We start from the raw sequence: 18,237 nt of genomic DNA on the forward strand, positions 1-18,237 counted from the left end.
ATATCCCCCATCTCCCATTCACTGTGAGATTTATATTTCTATCCTACTTTTGTGCCCATTGTATCACACCGTTCTGTCCCCTTTATCACCGCTTTCTTAACGCAACCTTAACTCTATAGGCAGAATGGCTTCAAAATTAAGAAACTAATGAGCTCCTGTTTTCTTTCTGTTCAGCTTTGCATTTTACAATAGCAATAAAAGGCGAGCTTTATTTTATTAAAATAGGGAGGATGAAAACGATGAGAGCACCCCAACGAAAAGTTGCTTTACTGACCGCCTGCATCGCAATGAGCCTGATTGTAGCATTGCCTGCACAAGCTGAACAAAAAACAGGAGGCACAGCCGAGATTGAGAAGTCCGTAACTGGACTGATCGTATCCGTACAACCAGAAACAGCTAATAAACTAACAGCTGAACTGGTCTCAACATGGATCCAAGAACGAAATGGCTCGCAATTGTACCGCTATTTGTCCAAGGAACTGAAGGAAGCAATACCGGAAGGTTACCTACCAAAGCTGCTTCAAGCACTATGGAAAGAGGGCGAGCGTCCAACCCTTGTCGCCCACAAGAGCTTCAGTGGAATTGAATCCTATGTGTGGACAGATGCAACTGGGATGCGAGGAGTGCAAACAGGAATAGCGGGCAATCAGATCGTAACATTACAGATGTACCCGCTTCACAAATGGGAGTCTGATCTTCATCCAACCAAACAAGCCTATAAGCCACCATTTGTGGGACAATGGTTTGTGCTCTGGGGCGGCAATAATGAGTTCTTAAACTATCATTACGAATCATTAGTACAGCGGTATGCCTATGATCTGATTATGGAGCGTGATGGATTCAGCTACAAAGGAGATCCGACGAAAAATGAAAGCTACTACGCATTTGGCCAACCAGTCGTAGCTCCGCGAGATGGGACTGTTGTCCGAGTGGAGAACAATGTTGCAGACAATAGTCCTGTTGGCGTCATGAATGAGAAAGAAATGGCGGGGAATTACGTGGTCATTGATCATGGCAACGGGGAATACAGCATGCTTGCTCATTTCAAAAAAGGCAGTGTTGTTGTCAAAAAGGGCGACGTTGTCAAGCAAGGCCAGCTGCTAGGAGAGTGCGGCAATTCAGGCAATTCAAGCGAACCGCACATTCATTTCCAAGTGTCTGATACACCACAATTTGAAGAGGGTATGTCGATCCGCATTCGTTTTGAAGGCGAGATTGACCCTGTGTACGGACAAACGATTACAGGCCAAAGCGCTGTCGCAACGAAGTAAGCACTTACGAATGATCACTTATTCCTTTATATAGGTTACTTCTATGAAATGAGATATCGTTTCTTCATAGAAAGAGAGTAACTAATAGGATCGTCAGAGAACAAGCGAAAAGATCGAGTGCAGGCACACTGAGCAGGCCAGAACTCGATCTTTTTCGTTATAGTCGTGGCGTTATTCCATTGCATGACCACGTCATACTTGTATCGACGACTTAATGCGTATACGCATTCACATTCTCCGTATCGACTGCATCATGCAGTGCAGCATTCAACCCACTCGCAATAATATTCGCCATATCCTCCATGAACTCGTCCACTTCCTTCGGCGTAACGACCAAATCATGGCCTAGCGGCTCCAGTACTTCCTTGACAAGCATTAACCGTTCCTGTTCGTTAATATCGTCAAGCATGCCAAGGATTTCTCTCGTCTGATTCGTTTCCTGTTTGAAATGCTCCTTCATATAATCAATCGCATTATTCACAATCGTGGATGCATAGCAGACAGTTGGCACCCCTATTGCTATACACGGTATGCCAAGAATGTCCTTCGTCAATCCACGGCGCTTATTACCTACACCGGAACCTGGGTGGATACCGATATCTGCAATTTGGATGGTCGTGTTCACTCGCTCGAGCGCCTTGGACGCCAATGCATCTATCGCAATGATGACATCAGGTTTCGTCCGTTCTACAATCCCTTGTACAATTTCGCTTGATTCAATCCCTGTTACTCCAAGTACTCCAGGTGCAACTGCACTTACCTCTCGGTACCCGGGACTTACTTGATCCGGCATAATTTCGAAGTAATGCCGAGTAACAAGTACGTTCTCAACGACAAGAGGACCAAGCGCATCCGGCGTGACATTCCAGTTGCCTAGACCAACAATGAGCGCCTTGGAGTCTTGATTCACCCCGACCTCTGCCAAAAATCCTTCGAACAACTGTGCGAATTTGGTTGCCACTCGATCCTGCAGCTGACTATCCTTGCGCCGCAAACCCGGTACTTCAATCGTAATATATCGTCCTGGGAGACGGCCAATGGCTCGTGATCCTTCCTCGGTCTGAACATGAATCTTCGTTACTTTAATCCCGCGAACATCCTCCATTTCTTCGGATACCCCAGGTATTGGAATTGCACTGTCCGGCTGAGCAATTTCTCTCGATTCTAATGCTAAGTCGGTTCGAACTGAATAAGATTTCAAATCTGCTGTCATGGTAAACGCCTCCCGCTACGCACATCATTTTCTAACGTATATTTTGCGCACAGACGCATTTCTTATACGAATCATGATGTAAGCTAAAGCCAACCGTGACAGAGCTTTGAACGTTCCTTATCCATCGTTCGTGTATTCCGATACCAACATGGTAAATGTATTGCTTTTTAAGTTGTGGCGTGATAGAATACTTTAAGTTGTGAATCTATTTTTCTTATGAACGAGGGAATTGGATTCTGTTGTCGCACTACGATGCAACGGAGGTGAAATCAATGCCAAACATTAAATCCGCTGTTAAACGCGTTAAAACAAACGACAAGCGCCGTCTGTTGAACGCTTCCCAAAAATCAGCACTTCGCACAGCTGTTAAAGCTGCTGACACTGCTTTGGCGAACAACGAAGCAGAAACAGCTAAATCCGCTGTCGCTTTGGCTTCCAAGAAATTGGACAAAGCAGTGACAAAAGGCTTGGTACACAAAAACGCGGCTGCCCGCAAAAAGTCTCGCTTGGCGACGAAATTGAACGCTCTGCTTGCACAAGCGTAAGCTGGAGCCTTTTCATACTTAGCTAGAAGCGAAGAAACCAGAAGATGAACGCCTCGGCGTTCATCTTCTGGTTTCTTTTTGTATTCTTGCTATTCCTTTAGACATCCGCATAATGAAGAGCTCCAAGCCTAGTACCTTCTCTACTCGGCCTGACTTCATTTCATAGTCGAGTTCTGCCGCCTCCGCTATCCATTGCGTCAGCTTATTTCCATCATAATCACGCGCTTGCTCGTAAGCCATTTTGACGGCGTATGGATGCAGCCCAAGTTGGGAAGCTGCCTGCTGCTGACTGAAGCTGCGGCTCGTCAATTCCTTCACCTGTATCATAATCCGCAATTGCCGTACGATAAGCGCCATAATCTTAATAGGCTCTTCTTTTTGCTTCAACAATTCATGCAGAGTATCGAGCGCCTGATCCGCTCGCCGTTTGATAATATCTTCAACAAGCTGAAAAACATTCTGTTCTGTGTTCTTGGCAATCAAGGAGTGGATGGTCTCTACCATAACCGTTCCGCCTCTCCCTGTGAACAGACAGCACTTCTCAATTTCAGCCGACAATGTCTGCAAATTCGTCCCTGCACTGTTCAGAATTGCACGGATAGCCTCATCCTCGATCGAGCACTCATGCTTCTCCGCTTCCTTGCGAACCCACATCGTCAGCTCGTCTGCGCTAAGCGGCAGGAAAGGAAGCACTGCTCCAGCTGTCTTGGCTTTCTTAACCGTCTTCTTCCGTTCATCCAGCTTGTCCGCCTGCACGAGAAATACAACAATGCTCGTGTCCATTGGATTATCCATATACTCAAGCAATCGCTCCGTCTGATGCTCAATCTTGCCATCCTTCCCAGATGCGAATACTGTCGAATCCTTCACGAGAATACATTTGCGCGGAACTAGAAACGGCATCGTCTCCGCCTCTGCAACGACTGCCTCAACCGGGTGTTCCGAAGTATCCATCTTCATAATTGCTAATTCACGATTATCTTCTCCGACTGCATGCTCTATTAAGAATTGTACGAACTCCTGAATCCGATATTTTTCAGTACCGTACAGAATATAGATAGGGCGCGGAAAGCCGCGCTTAATTTCCTTGACGGCTGCTTTAATATCTACCAAATTGCTAGCCTCCCCTTACGATATAACGAACCTCATCATAGCAGACTTTGACACAAAAACAAAGGGACTGGCACAACATCACTGTTGCGCGAGTCCCTTTGTCCCCTAACATCTATAATAAACATTTGCCACGAAGCTCTAGAAACTCCGCACAAATGGTCATTCGACGTACGGGAAAGCATTCTGTCTTCTTGATACCATACTATACGCAAGGACGTAACAATGTGTGCATGATAGCCCTGCATGTAAGCCCTTTTTATTTCGATTGTTGAATTGATCCTTGAATGACTTCTTTCTCCGCTGGATTGCCTGCGTCCACAATCGGCTCGAGCGCATCATTCTTTAGTTCATACTGGAGCTTACTCGACTTCCCATCCTCTCCGGATGCGACAACCGTCAGCTTCGAGCTGTCTGCCGACCAGATCAGCTCAGATGGCTTCTCTGCCACAGCAATCGTCTGCAGCTTCGTTCGCTCCTGACCATTCAGCTTATAGAGCAGCAGCTGTCCATTGTCCCATGTCGCCATAAGGCTGCCGTTCGGTGCCGTCGCTTCGGCTACAGATGTAATAGAAGGGCCGACGAGGGAATTAATTTCCTTCTGTTCTGGCATCTTATCGCTTCCATCCTTCTGAGGCTCTTTCGGCGGCTCTTCTGCTATAACCTGTTTTGTATCCTTCTGCTCTGGATCCTTCTTCGCATTTTGTTTCTGCCAATCTTGATTTGGCGGCTGTTTGTCTGCATCCGGTCTTGTTCGCGTCTGTCCACCTGCCACAGAACGATCTGCTGAAACTGTCTCCTGATCCTTCTTAGGATGAGAAGTGCTTTCTTTCGGCTCCACATCCTTCGGTGTCGGAATGCCGATCTTCTGTTGGGATGAGTCATTCATTTCCTTCTGTCTATCTTGAGTAGACTTCTCCTTATCCGCTTCTCCCGTTTCCTCTGTTGTCGCATATGAAGAAGGTTCGGTTGAATTGTTCTGTGGATCGTTATTCGACGGTTTTTCCTTCATCGGAGAGCTAGATTCGGATTTCGTAACTTGAGAACTATCGGATTTGTCTGCAGTCTCGGTCTTCATGAGCTGCTCGTTCCTAAGCTCACTAAACTCGCCAGCCTGTTCCTCTGTAGGCGGCTTGAAGTTGACAATAAATAGACCAAGCACAAGCCCTGCTGCGATGACAGCGCTGGTCGCACGCCAGCGGATTCGTTCGAACCAACGTTGCTGAGTTGATTGAGGCGTCGCAGTTCCCTTGACGATACGCGGCTTGATAGGCGATCCAGTCGCTGCATGGCCCGCTGACACAGCCTCTTGCGGATATGCTTCTGCATTTGGTTCGACCGCAGCTAGCTGCTCATCTCGATCAATGATATCCAGCGCTGGCATAATCGCATCAACTAGGCTGAATTTCGGCTCGACCTTAGGCAGCTGAACTAATTCCGTATGGAGTCGTTCCAATCGCCTAGCCATCTCACTGCAGGCGGGGCAATGGTTAATATGCTCAGTCAGAAGGTGCTGTTCCGAATCATTCAAGTCTCCATCCAATTTCCGCTGCATAAGTTCCATCACCTCTGAACAGTTCATCCTCGCACACCACCTTTCTCGTAATCTTGCAGCATAGTCTGCAGCTGTTGTCTGGCGCGGAATAGATATGATTTCACCGTATTGAGAGGCAAGTTCAAGCTATCAGCAATTTCGTTATACGAGAAATCTTGCAAGTAGCGAAGAACAACGACAGCACGGTGATGTTCCGGCAGTTGATCAATCGCTTCTCGTATATCCTGCGCTGCATGGGAGGATAGGACATCCCTCTCTACGCTTTCATTGCCAAGGAATGTGAGATTATGCTCCTCTATCGATACAGTCGGCTTCGTGCGGCGGAATTTGTCGATGCAAATATTCGTCACGATGCGCTGTACCCAAGTCTTGAACTGTGCTTTCTCCTCATACGATTGAATTTTAGTATATATCCGGATTAAGGCCTCTTGGGACGCGTCCAGTGCATCCTGCTCATTATTCAGTATGTAATAAGCAGTTCGATACACATATTGTTCGATTTCCCGCAAAAGAGTGATAAGCGCGTCTCTATCGCCAGACTGAGCGGATCGAATGAGTCCTGGCTCTACCACCTTGATCCCCCTCTCTTGCATATCCATTGACGTGAGAACGTCTGAAATGGTTGCAGATGATCGTTACCAATTTGTAGATTAATTTTAATACTTGATATTCCCTTCAATAATTCAAGATTAGCATAGCAAAAAACACCCTGAAAAGCATATCAAATTGTCACGAAACTTAAAAAATAGAAGAAAGAAACAGGAAAAGAGCACGTCGCATGACGTGCTGTCTGCTCCATTCTATAAATGTATCCTATCACGCTTCGCCCTCACCTTCAAACCACTAGGCGTCAGCTTGAATTGGATCTCCCCTTCCATATCTGTTCGTTTCACAGGAACCTTCGCATCATGCAGTGTATCCAGCACCTTCGGATGAGGGTGTCCATATCGATTATTGCGCCCTGCCGATATGACCCCTATCTGGGGCTTCCATTGCTCAAGCCATTCAGGTGTAGTAGAGGTTTTGCTTCCGTGGTGAGCCACCTTCAAGACGTCGATAGACTTCGATTGCTGCAATGCAACACGCTCGAGCATCTGCCTCTCTCCATCGGCTTCCAGATCTCCTGTAAGCATGAATACCGCCTGCTTCCTACTTGTTGGATGGGTAAGTGTCAATTGGACGACAAGGGAGGCCTCGTTCTGATTGTCTTGAAAGTCGAGGGTAGAACCATCCGTCGAAGGATAAGGATACATCACCTCTATGGAGCTCCACGAATCTAGCTCCCATTGCTGGCCTGCTTCCCATTTGCGAATAGGGATCCCTTGATCAATCGCAGTGCGGTATAGACTGTTCATCGAGGCGGAATACTTCCATGTCCCGTTCATAATGAACTGCTTCACCGGGATATGCTTCAGTACAGCTTGCAATCCCCCAGCATGGTCTTGATCGGCATGCGTTAACAGAACAGCATCCAATTCTCTGATGCCTCTCTGCTTCAACAACGGAACAACTACCTTCTCCCCTACCTCAAAGGGCACTCTGCGTTCCCGCCAGCGATCTTCTGGCTTGCGAAAATTCACAGTACCCCCGCCATCAATAAGCATGTGTTTACCCGAAGCCGTTGAGATTAAGATGCTGTCACCCTGACCGACGTCGATAAGACTAACAACTGCATCATTCGAACGCCCCATGGAATATCCTTGCAGCACGATGAACCCGAGCAAGCAAGCGGCTGCAAGCGCAATTGCTCCTCTATATCGATATCCGCCTGCCGGGAGCTGGATAAAATCGAGCGGTTGTGTATCATCAGCATGGTTCAAATTATGCCCTCGATCTCTTTCTCTGCGGTTAATCTGCCTCGCATCCCACCAACGCCGAACAGAAGTCAGCGCCAAGGCGAATCCGAGATAGTAAAGAGCGATCCACCATAATGGAGGGGTCGGCCATATGATCGTAGCACCTTCCATTTGTGCCAGCCAATACACTAGTTGGAACGTAACCTCATTCAACCGTTCAACAAGCCAAACGATCGGTACTGCCGCAGGTTCATATAGTGAACCGACAATCAACGATACTGAGCCAATTGGAAGCACAACAACGCTGACGAGGGGGACAATAACAAAATTAGCCAAAAAGGACAACAGCGAAAATTGATTAAAGTAATAGACAGTAAGAGGCAGCGAAACAGCTTGTGCAACCAGTGTAACCGAGAGCGAACTGGCCAATGTCCGCGGCAAAGAAGCCATTAGCCTCATAGCGAGGGGGACAAATAGAATCAGCCCAGCCGTGACAATAAAAGACAATTGAAATCCGACCTGCAGTACATAACGAGGCTGCCATGCCGCCATGAAAATGAAGGCAGCTGCCAGAAGATGCAGCCCATCCTTCAACCAGCCTCTCTTCGCCCCATAAAGGGCTAGGAAAGCCATCATACCTGCACGAATAACCGATGGCGACGCCCCCGTCAACAATACATACATCGGGATGAACCCCATCGTGATCGATATGCCCGTCTCCTTCGTCATGCGCAGCAATCGGAAGAGATACAATAGAGCTCCGATAAGTACACCTACGTGCAATCCAGATATGGCGAGTATATGGGTAAGTCCCAACTGCGAGAACTGTTGATAAATATCCGGATCCATATCTCCCCGTGTTCCCAGGATAAGCCCTTGCATATAGCCGCTATGAGGCTGCTTGTACATATGCTCCAATATCGCCGCCAGACGCTCCCTGCCTTGATCCACATATGCCAGCATTCGATTCCACATGATAGTAGGTGCATAGGAAGAGATCGTCTCAAGTGCTATTTGCGAGGTCATATGCTGTAAACCCGACACCCTTAACAACCAGTCGATTTGTAAATTATGTAAATAGTCTCTGTAGCTGAATCCGCCAAAGTTCCCCGCATCGCCGGGAGCCTCAAGCTTACCTTGTATACGCACCAATTGCCCTCGGTTCCATTGATGCACCTGTTGCAGTTCCTGTTTACTAGATAACTTGATTTGAACTAGCAGCGTCTCCCTTACACTTTCCATGCGCTTCGTTTCTGGTGTTCTCCAGCCTGTAACTCCGAATTGGAACTGCATCCGATCTCCGTCCAGCTCTGGCGGGGTTAGGATCACCCCTTCCCATTCTCCGTTCACTTCCTGTACCTGATCTACATAAGAACTAACTCCCTCATACGACCAGACACTATCTCCACTGTTCACCGTCAACTGATAATAGAGTACAGCCATAAGCAGCAGCAGCGCATACAAGACTGCTTGCATACGTCTGCACCAGCCTCCTATGACACAAAGCGGCAATACTAGCACAATTCCGAGAGCTGCAATCCAAGCCTCTCCATTCGGGAGAACTGCGCTTAGATGGAAGCCTCCGGCAATCATACAGGCAGCCACAACCAACGGTCGACGTGCCAGCATATCATCCCCCCTGCCCATATACAAAAAAACCTCTATACTCGCAAGCACTGCTCTTCGCATTTAAATACGAAACGAACAGTGCTGCTCGAGCACGGAGGTTCTTCCTCATCCCTATTCACAACGATACATTTATCATTTATTCGCTAACTTCATCCATTACCGACTCTGCCGGCGGATGATAATGATCAAGTTGACGGAACACAATTCCTTTATGCTCCATCATCGCAGCCACTTTATCGCTGTCCTTCAAATAAGGACGGTGATATACGATCTCGACAACACCACTGTTGGCGAGCATATTGGCACATGTCCAGCAAGGCTGATCCGTCACGTATACCGTAGATCCCTCTCTATCATTCCGATCCGTGAATAGCAGCAAATTCTGTTCTGCATGGATCGTGCGAATGCAGCGCTGCTTCTTAACCATCTGCGCTTCGCCGTCTACGACAACTTTCTCATATTGTTCTGCGATCATGCAGCCAGCCTCACTGCAGTCAGGAATCCCCATCGGAGCGCCATTATAAGCGGTACCAAGCAGCTTCTTGCCCTGTACGAGCACAGCGCCCACATGCCGCCTTGGACAGCGCGAGCGAGTAGACACCATATAGGCAATATCCATAAAATACGTATCCCAGTCTTTGCGCATAGTCGTTGTCATAACTCCAATCCCCATTCTTCTGCCTTTGTCTATGTTGTGTATGTTACCCTTATTGTAAGCAGGCCTGCGCATTCATGCAACTAAAGACATCACAATGTTGCACATTTCACGCATTTTATTCCACACGTACCTGATCCCGGATCTTGGCCATCATCTTCTTGCCGATTCCCTTCACCTTCATGAGATCGTCAACGCGGCGGAAGGCCCCCTTCTTCTCGCGATATTCAATGATTGCTTTCGCTTTACTCGGGCCAATACCTGGAAGTGTCACCAGTGCAGATGCATCAGCTTCATTAATGTTAAGAAGTTGGGATTCAGCTCCCTTAGCTCCCTTGTTCCCAGATGCACTGGAATGCTCCTTCTCCGTCTTAAGGACATCCGTTGAAGGAAGTAAACTAGCGGCCTCCGATTGTTCTCCCTTTCCCGCATCAGCACCATTATCCTTATGGGCTACTGTCGATACGGAAGACTGCTGCTTGTTCTGTGCATGTTGTTCCGCAGCGGGAATCGACTTCGAAGACATCTTCGATTCCGTGATCTGGGCTTCCTTCCCTTCAGCAGCCATTATCGATTCAATCTCATCATTCAAATCCGCCCAAGTCCCTGCTTGCAGTGACCCTTGCGGCTTCACCCATATCCACATACAGATTGCAACACCGATTACTGCTAGACTCATTGCAATTAGCCAGCGCATTGGCAATGCACTGGTCTTCCTCATTCCTTCTCTCATGTCACCACACCCTTCGTCAGCGAATGACGGCATAATGGTCAACCATGTCATCATATGGATCAATAAGCTTGATAAACTTGTGTTCATCACAAATGAATACGAAGTGAACATAATCACGTCCTACGACAACAGCGGAATAGGCAGAAGCAAAGGGAGGGAACGTACTTGAAAGTCGGGTTTATAGGTACGGGAAGCATGGGGTCTACGATCATTGAAGCACTTATTCAATCAGGTGCATTGGAACCATCTCAGCTTATCGCAAGCAATCGCACGAGGAATAAGGTTCAACAGCTGGCTGCACAATATCCTGGGCTGCAATTGGCCAGCTGCAATGTAGAAACTGTACAAGAAAGCGATATCGTCTTTTTATGTGTGAAGCCTTCAGAATTCAAAGCCGTTCTGAACGAAATCGCACAATATGTAAAGCCTTCTCTCATCGTTGTATCGATAACGAGTCCAGTGCTCATTAGCCATTTGGAGCGGCAGCTGTCCTGCAAGATAGCAAAAATTATACCAAGTGTTACGAATTATGTATGGAGCGGAGCATCCTTATGTATGTATGGAAGCAGAATTCAAACAGAAGACAGGCTGCTATTGGAACAGTTGATGATGTCCATTAGCCGTCCAGTTCAGGTATCCGAGCAGTATACGCGCATCACTTCGGATATCTCAAGCTGTGGGCCGGCATTTATCGCCTTTTTCGCGCAGAAATGGATAGAGGCTGCAGTTGAAGTTACAGGAATCGAAAGGAATGAGGCAGAGCGCCTGGCCAGCGAGATGCTGCTTGGTACTGGCAAGCTGCTAACGGAGGGAGGATTCAGCCTTGAGCACTTGAGACAGCGGGTAGCAGTCCCCGGCGGCATTACCGCCGAGGCGCTCCGTCTGTTGGATGGTGAGCTGGATGGGGTATTCCAGCAGCTCATTCAAGTCACCCATGCCAAATATGAGGAGGATCTACACAAGGTCGAATCCCAACTATTTGGCGAAGAACTTAACCGACCACAATGTTAACAAGTCTGCCTTTTACTGCGATGACTTTGCGAACCGTCTTGCCAGCGATGGCATCCTGAACGTTCGTGAGGGACATCGCTTTTTGCTGCATTGCTTCTTCGTCAGCATCTGCTGCTACATTTGCACGGCATACAATCTTGCCATTCACTTGAATAACAATTTCTGCTTCCGCATCAACTGTAAGCGACTCATCATAAGTCGGCCACGCAGCGTACGTAATCGACTCTTGGTAGCCAAGACGCTGCCACAATTCTTCCGCGATATGTGGCGCGAGCGGTGCCAGCAATTGAACGAAGTTCTCCATCGCTTGGCGTGGAAGAACCTCTGTCTTATACGCCTCATTGATGAAGATCATCAATTGACTGATTGCCGTATTGAAGCGGAATCCTTCGATGTCTTCCGTCACCTTCTTGATGGTCTTGTGCCATGTACGAACGAAGGCCGGATCTGCTCCATCCGTTCCGTCAGCAATCTTGCTGTTCAGGGCTCCTGTCTCCTCGTTAATGAACAAGCGCCAGATGCGGCTCAAGAATCGGTAGCTTCCTTCTACACCATTCGTGTTCCATGGCTTCGTCGCTTCCAGTGGACCCATGAACATTTCATAGATGCGCAGCGTATCGCCGCCGAACTCGTTCACAATATCATCTGGATTGATGACATTGCCGCGGGACTTAGACATTTTCTCACCATTTGTACCAAGGATCATCCCTTGGTTAACAAGCTTCTGGAATGGCTCCTTCGTATCTACGACACCAAGGTCGAACAATACCTTGTGCCAGAAGCGTGCATACAGCAAGTGAAGAACCGCATGCTCAACGCCGCCAATGTACAAATCAACTGGAAGCCATTTCTTTTGCTTCTCTTTGGAGCAGATTTCATCGTTATTGTGCGGATCGATGTAGCGCAGGTAGTACCAGCTGCTTCCCGCCCATTGCGGCATTGTATTCGTTTCACGGCGAGCCTTCATGCCTGTCTCCGGATCAACTGTGTTCACCCATTCGTCTACGTTCGCAAGCGGAGATTCTCCAGTACCCGATGGACGAATCTGATCGACATCCGGCAGTGTAAGCGGAAGTTCGGATTCCGGTACAGGCTTCATTGTTCCGTCTTCCAGATGAAGAATTGGAATCGGCTCTCCCCAGTAGCGTTGACGGCTGAACAACCAGTCGCGCAGGCGATACGTTACCTTGCCTTCGCCCTTGCCTTCTGCTTCAAGCCATTCAATCATGCGCGCCATTGCAGCCGCATTGTCCATTCCGTTCAGGAATTCTGAATTCACATGAGCTCCATCGCCGGAATATGCTTCTTCCTGCACATTGCCGCCTTCAATCACTTCGATGATCGGCAGGTCAAATTGCTTCGCAAATTCCCAGTCGCGCTGATCATGTCCAGGAACAGCCATAATTGCACCTGTACCGTATCCAGCAAGCACATAATCCGAGATCCAGATTGGAAGCTTCGCTCCATTCGCCGGGTTCACCGCATAGCTGCCTGTGAATACACCCGTCTTATCCTTCGCCAAATCCGTACGTTCCAGATCGCTCTTGCGTGCCGCCTGCTCTTGATATGCCTTCACAGCAGCCTGCTGTTCAGCTGTCGTGATGCGTTCGACAAGCTCATGCTCAGGAGCCATGACACAGTAAGTTGCACCGAACAGCGTATCTGGACGAGTTGTAAATACAACCAGTTCCTCTTCGTGACCGTCGATTACAAAGCGAACTTCAGCTCCCTTGGACTTCCCAATCCAATTGCGCTGCATGTCTTTCAAGCTCTCCGGCCAGTCAAGCTCATCCAGATCTTGCAACAAACGCTCTGCATACTCCGTAATCTTCAATACCCACTGACGCATTGGCTTACGAATAACTGGGTGGTTACCACGCTCCGAACGGCCATCGATGACTTCCTCATTCGCAAGTACTGTACCGAGGGCTGGACACCAGTTAACAGGAACTTCTGCAACGTAAGCGAGTCCTCTCTTGTACAATTGAATAAAGATCCACTGCGTCCACTTGTAATATTCCGGATCAGTTGTGCTGAACTCACGATCCCAATCATAAGAGAAGCCCAAGGACTTGATCTGACGACGGAAGTTGTCGATATTCTTTACCGTGAATTCACGCGGATGCTGTCCCGTATCGATCGCATATTGCTCAGCTGGAAGGCCGAATGCGTCCCATGCCATCGGATGAAGGACATTGTATCCTTGCATGCGCTTGTAACGAGACATGATATCTGTAGCCGTATATCCTTCCGGGTGTCCTACATGAAGTCCGGCGCCAGATGGATATGGGAACATATCCAGTGCATAGAAATTCGGCTTGTTCTCATCTTCTGTCGTTGCAAATGTCTTATGTTCATCCCAATAGGATTGCCATTTCGGCTCGATCTGCTGCGGCACGTAACCGTGCGGCTGCTTCGCTTCTTGACTCATGCTTACTCCTCCTACGATGCCCAGACGGCTGCTCGCGCATGTCCGTCATACTTGTGGCAATGAATAAATGTGATTAAAAAAGCCTCCCATCCTTAGCGATTATCGCTAGGGACGAGAGGCATTATTCCCGTGGTACCACCCTAGTTAGCGGACAGCATGCTTTGCTATCCACTCCCTTTACACCATTAACGCTGGCAATACGTCGCAGCTTACCGCTCCCGATTCTGCTGCGCGACTCTGAGGCGAGTTCGCTTCTGCACCATCACCGGCTTGCACCAACCGCCGGCTCTCTGAAGATGGGACCTAAGGTACTATTCCTCTTCGAAGTCTTTCCATTCTACCTATTCAGCTTGAATATGATTATGATGCATCCAAATAGATGCAAGTAGCTATATCATAATGAAAAATTTTCTTATTGTCAATGATCGCCATGCAACTCCAAATCTTTCTTGTTCATTCGCCTTGAATTGAGAAAGTAACACCGAATTCTACATCTCACGACGGATCAATGTGCATATCACATGCATCTTCAGAAACTATGCACATCTATCTTTATGGCTTCACTGCAACAAAAAAGATTCGGCGCGACTCTTCGTCCGGCGACTGCCATTCAAAGTCCGCAAATTGCTCGACATGATCGAAACCAGCTTCTTTCAGCATACGTTCTAACCAGTCTGGATCATAGGCGCGTTCAACATGCTCCTCGTCAATACGCTCGTACAAGCCTCCGGACTGCTGACGAACGAACAAGGTCAGCTGGTGCTCAATCTCCTGGCGTTCTTCATCATAATCCGAAAACCAAATGTAAGAGATATCTTCATCATCATAGGCAAAAGGCTGGGTCTCCGCATAATGTTCGAATTGACGGACATGAAGCACATCGAACAAGAAAACGCCGCCAGATCTCAAGTTGTTATAGGTAGCTTGAAAAGCACGTTTCACGTCGTCCTCTTCTGTCACATAGTTCAAGCTGTCACAGAACGAAACGACGGCATCCGCTTCTCCAGGCATGGCCCAATCGCACATATCCTGATTCACCCAACGCACGTCGCCCTTCAGCGGTCCAGCCTCTATTCCCTTGCTGCTCGCAATTGACAGCATCGATTCTGAAATATCGATGCCGATTACATCATAACCGAGCTTCGCCAGTGGCAATGCCGTACTCCCGGTTCCACAGCCAAGGTCAACGATAGAACGAACCTCGCCGCTTCCAAATCGTTCCCAGGCCTGCCGAGCAAATGACACCCACTGGTCGTATGGCATGTCCTCCATTAAGCGGTCATAGACCTCCGCTACACGCCCATATGAAATCATCTATTTTCACTTCCCCTGCCGGAGGTTGTTCCCTCATTCCATCATTCCATCATTCGTAATGCATGTTGAACGAAGGACTTAGCGTGCATTGTCGGTGCCGTGCGAGCGAGCCTTATGTGCTTCACGCGCTTCGGCTTGTGCCGCCGACAGTGCCTTGTGAAGCTGTGCCGTATCCATTGCAGCAGCCGTTTCCGTCAATTCGGTCCAATTCCCATTTTGACGAATGAGACCTGCCTTCAGCAAGCGGCCGATAGCACGCTTGAATGCTGACTTGCTAATGCCAAAGCGCTGCTTCACAATATCGGCAGGCGTCTCATCGGAATATGGCATTGTGCCGTTCGGACGCTCCTTCAAGAAGGTGAACAAGCGTTCAGCATCTTGATCCATGCCGACTTCTTTGCGTTCTGCCATCGTAACGTTAACGCGGCCATCCTCACGCACATGCGTAATGCGAACACGGACAGACTCACCTAGACGAAGCAGGCGCGGACGAAGCGATTCATGTATGAATCCAATAACACCTTCTCCAACAGGCGCGCCGTCTACAACTACGAACGTTCCCATCTTGAGAGGACGGTACACGACCGCATCGCGCCATGTGTTGTTCCAAGACTCAGGAGCTGCGAACATATAAGGAACCAAATCATCTTCACGAGCTGGCAGTGCAATAAGTCGTCCGTAGCGATCCTGTTCCATCCGGACATATACCTCATCGCCAACCTTCGGGTGAAGCGGCTCGAACTCGGGAAGCTCTCCCTTCGGAAGCAACAGCTGACGCCCAATCCCCATCTCCAGGAAGCAGCCGTACTTCGGATGAATATCCGCTACCGTAAGCTTAGCAATCTCTCCGAGTGTCAACAGCGGACGCTTCATTGTCGCAGCAATGCGATCTTCCGTGTCATAGTATAAAAACACTTCCACGTAATCGCCAGGCTCTACTTTGCCCGTAAGCTCTGTATAATGCAGCAACACGTCCTGCTCTCCGTTCGTCAAGAAATATCCGTACGGAGATACTTCACGGTCGATTATTAATCGTTGAATCGTTCCTGCTTCCCAAATCATGCAAACTCCACAACTTTCGCATCGGACCACAGCTTCTCAATGTTGTAGTACTCGCGTTCTTCGCGGTGGAACACGTGCACGATTACGTCACCCAAATCAATGAGAACCCAGCGTGCGGAGTCAAATCCTTCTGTACCACGCACATGTCCGCCTACCTCATGCACACGCTTGCGAATTTCGTTCGTAATCGCTTGAACTTGTGTATCCGAGTTGCCGTGGCAGATTACGAAGTAATCTGCAATAAGGGATATGCCTTGCAGGTCAAGCGCAATAAGATCCATCGCTTTCTTATCTTCAGCCGCACTTACGGCGATTTCGAGCAATTGTTTAATGTTGTCTGCCATTCAATTACCTCCACATTGTGTTTGAGCCATTCTTATTCTTGTATTTCTAAGCCCATTTCGTGATTAAGTTGCTGACAGTTCAAGTTCTGCCTCCAGTTCGAGGATCAGCCCATTGCGAGCAAGGATCGTCAGCGGGAATACCCGGCGGCGGCGCTCAATCAAGAATCGAATGGTCGAGTCAAATCCGGCAATTAACGCCGTATTTAGATTCTGCTCCGCCAGTTCACGTATATGATCAACTCCAGGGAAATCCCGCCCCGGCTCGATGTAATCTGCCAGACACACTACCTTATCCAACAGGGTCATCTTCTCTCTGCCGGAAGTATGGTACTTGATTGCATCCAGTATTTCTACATCTTCAATTCCATATTCATGCTGCGCCACATGTGCGCCCACAGGCGCATGCCATAATTGCTTGTCATACTCCAGCAATTCGGATGGCATGCTATGTTCCCGAATCATCTGTTCCATTCGATCTGTCTGCCAGTACTTTGCTACATCGTGCAGTATGGCCGCGATATCCGCCTTATTCGGGTCTGCTCCATACTTCTTGGCCAGTTGAACGGCTGTTGTCATAACCCCTTGCGTATGCTGCCATCTTACAGCTGGCATCTGGGATTGTACAGCCTCAATCAGTTGTTCGCGCGTCCGATTCATATAGACCCCACCTTGCTATATACTGTTGAACCTCGTCCGGCACAATATACTTGATCGATCGCCCTTCGGCCAATCGCTGCCGAATATCGGTCGATGAGATATCCATCTGCGGCATCTCGCTCTCGATGAGCCGAGAAGACCACGCAGCAGGCAGCTTGGCAGCATCCCAGCTTGATCCAGGACGATGCAATCCAACAAATCGAATCTGTTCCATCAGCTCATCGATGTGATGCCACTGGGGCAAGTAAGCGACCATATCGCCGCCGATAATCCACGCCCACTTGACGTCGGGATACTCCCGGCGCAACCCTTGGACAGTGTCTAGCGTGTAGGATACACCGCCATGCTTAATCTCCCAGTCGCACACTCGAAAATGCGGATTACTTTGCACCGCCAGCCTCGCCATTTCCAAGCGCTGCTCCGCAGAAGCAGCTGGTCGATGCGCTTTATGCGGCGGCACATGCGCTGGCATGAACCATACCTCATCTAAGGAAGCTGTCTCCCTAGCGCATTCCGCTGCCACTAGATGCCCGAGATGAATAGGGTCAAAAGTCCCGCCCATGATCCCTACGAACTTCATTCGGTAGCCCTCCAGTGATCGTTATGGCAGTTCAATCTGCTTGTTATCTGTCGATTCCTTGTACAGCACGATCGTTTTGCCTATGACTTGAACAAGTTCGGATCCGGAGCGTGAAGCAAGCTCCTCTGCGATTTCGCGCGGATCTTCCAAACAATTGTTCAATACCGATACTTTCATCAATTCGCGTTTCTCGATTGCATCCTCAACGTGACGTACGAGTTGATCATTCATACCGCCCTTGCCTACTTGGAAAATAGGCTGCAGATGATGTGCAAGAGAGCGAAGATAGCGTTTTTGTTTACCCGTTAGCATATAAGTTTAACCTGCCTTA

Annotated in this window: 17 protein-coding genes and 1 other annotated feature; of the genes, 3 read left to right on the forward strand and 14 right to left on the reverse strand. The window is 48.6% G+C overall.

Going from position 1 to position 18,237, the window contains the following annotated elements; genetic code table 11:
- The first annotated feature begins 239 nt into the window (after window positions 1-239).
- Window positions 240-1,271 (forward strand): M23 family metallopeptidase, encoded by a 1,032-nt coding sequence (locus RQP50_RS12410; protein ID WP_315745636.1) that lies wholly within the window; start codon window positions 240-242, stop codon window positions 1,269-1,271.
- 211 nt (window positions 1,272-1,482) lie between these two features.
- On the opposite strand, the gene gpr is transcribed toward RQP50_RS12410, so the two are convergent.
- Window positions 1,483-2,484, reverse strand: coding sequence for a GPR endopeptidase (gpr, locus tag RQP50_RS12415; protein WP_315745637.1), 1,002 nt, complete (start codon window positions 2,482-2,484; stop codon window positions 1,483-1,485).
- A gap of 272 nt (window positions 2,485-2,756) precedes the next feature.
- On the opposite strand from gpr, the gene rpsT reads away from it, so the two are divergent.
- The gene (gene rpsT / locus RQP50_RS12420) at window positions 2,757-3,029 is read left to right on the forward strand and encodes a 30S ribosomal protein S20 (RefSeq protein WP_021256839.1); all 273 of its coding nucleotides are present in this window, start codon (window positions 2,757-2,759) and stop codon (window positions 3,027-3,029) included.
- Window positions 3,030-3,089: 60 nt separating this feature from the next.
- Here the strand turns inward: rpsT and holA are convergent, their stop codons facing one another.
- The 6 genes from holA to RQP50_RS12450 form a co-directional block, all read right to left on the reverse strand.
- Window positions 3,090-4,142 (reverse strand): DNA polymerase III subunit delta, encoded by a 1,053-nt coding sequence (gene holA, locus RQP50_RS12425; protein ID WP_315745638.1) that lies wholly within the window; start codon window positions 4,140-4,142, stop codon window positions 3,090-3,092.
- 256 nt (window positions 4,143-4,398) lie between these two features.
- Window positions 4,399-5,721, reverse strand: coding sequence for an anti-sigma factor family protein (locus tag RQP50_RS12430; RefSeq protein WP_315745639.1), 1,323 nt, complete (start codon window positions 5,719-5,721; stop codon window positions 4,399-4,401).
- Window positions 5,718-6,266, reverse strand: coding sequence for an RNA polymerase sigma factor (locus tag RQP50_RS12435; protein WP_021256842.1), 549 nt, complete (start codon window positions 6,264-6,266; stop codon window positions 5,718-5,720). Before RQP50_RS12435 ends, RQP50_RS12430 begins: the two co-directional genes overlap by 4 nt.
- 228 nt (window positions 6,267-6,494) lie before the next feature.
- Window positions 6,495-9,119, reverse strand: a complete 2,625-nt coding sequence (locus RQP50_RS12440; RefSeq protein WP_315745640.1) for a ComEC/Rec2 family competence protein — start codon at window positions 9,117-9,119, stop codon at window positions 6,495-6,497.
- 136 nt (window positions 9,120-9,255) lie between these two features.
- Window positions 9,256-9,777: a deoxycytidylate deaminase gene (locus tag RQP50_RS12445; RefSeq protein ID WP_021256844.1), complete on the reverse strand. Its 522-nt coding sequence runs from the start codon at window positions 9,775-9,777 to the stop codon at window positions 9,256-9,258.
- A gap of 115 nt (window positions 9,778-9,892) precedes the next feature.
- Complete coding sequence (locus tag RQP50_RS12450; RefSeq protein WP_315745641.1) at window positions 9,893-10,507, reverse strand: ComEA family DNA-binding protein; 615 nt, start codon at window positions 10,505-10,507, stop codon at window positions 9,893-9,895.
- A 165-nt stretch (window positions 10,508-10,672) separates the two neighbouring features.
- Here RQP50_RS12450 and comER point away from each other — a divergent pair, with 165 nt between their 5' ends.
- Window positions 10,673-11,518, forward strand: a complete 846-nt coding sequence (gene comER / locus RQP50_RS12455) for a late competence protein ComER (protein WP_315745642.1) — start codon at window positions 10,673-10,675, stop codon at window positions 11,516-11,518.
- Here comER and leuS read toward each other — a convergent pair.
- From leuS to yhbY, 7 genes are all read right to left on the reverse strand, one after another.
- The gene (gene leuS, locus RQP50_RS12460; protein WP_174810700.1) at window positions 11,499-13,949 is read right to left on the reverse strand and encodes a leucine--tRNA ligase; all 2,451 of its coding nucleotides are present in this window, start codon (window positions 13,947-13,949) and stop codon (window positions 11,499-11,501) included. The two genes, comER and leuS, sit on opposite strands and share 20 nt — an antisense overlap.
- Window positions 13,950-14,053: 104 nt before the next feature.
- Window positions 14,054-14,283, reverse strand: a binding site (T-box leader).
- Between the two features lie 218 nt (window positions 14,284-14,501).
- Window positions 14,502-15,263, reverse strand: a complete 762-nt coding sequence (locus tag RQP50_RS12465; protein WP_021257759.1) for a class I SAM-dependent DNA methyltransferase — start codon at window positions 15,261-15,263, stop codon at window positions 14,502-14,504.
- 78 nt (window positions 15,264-15,341) lie between these two features.
- A complete protein-coding gene (locus RQP50_RS12470; RefSeq protein WP_072728926.1) occupies window positions 15,342-16,325 on the reverse strand; it encodes a CvfB family protein in 984 nt (327 codons plus the stop codon).
- On the reverse strand, window positions 16,322-16,669 hold the full coding sequence (gene rsfS, locus RQP50_RS12475; protein ID WP_021256850.1) for a ribosome silencing factor: 348 nt from the start codon (window positions 16,667-16,669) through the stop codon (window positions 16,322-16,324). The genes RQP50_RS12470 and rsfS overlap by 4 nt, the downstream gene beginning before the upstream one ends.
- 63 nt (window positions 16,670-16,732) lie before the next feature.
- On the reverse strand, window positions 16,733-17,326 hold the full coding sequence (yqeK, locus tag RQP50_RS12480) for a bis(5'-nucleosyl)-tetraphosphatase (symmetrical) YqeK (RefSeq protein WP_315745643.1): 594 nt from the start codon (window positions 17,324-17,326) through the stop codon (window positions 16,733-16,735).
- Window positions 17,298-17,906, reverse strand: coding sequence for a nicotinate-nucleotide adenylyltransferase (gene nadD / locus RQP50_RS12485; protein ID WP_315745644.1), 609 nt, complete (start codon window positions 17,904-17,906; stop codon window positions 17,298-17,300). Before nadD ends, yqeK begins: the two co-directional genes overlap by 29 nt.
- A 21-nt stretch (window positions 17,907-17,927) precedes the next feature.
- Window positions 17,928-18,218, reverse strand: coding sequence for a ribosome assembly RNA-binding protein YhbY (gene yhbY / locus RQP50_RS12490; protein WP_021256853.1), 291 nt, complete (start codon window positions 18,216-18,218; stop codon window positions 17,928-17,930).
- Window positions 18,219-18,237 lie beyond the last annotated feature (19 nt).

It is taken from the genome of Paenibacillus suaedae (genome assembly GCF_032337355.1).
Lineage (GTDB): Bacteria > Bacillota > Bacilli > Paenibacillales > Paenibacillaceae > Paenibacillus_B > Paenibacillus_B suaedae.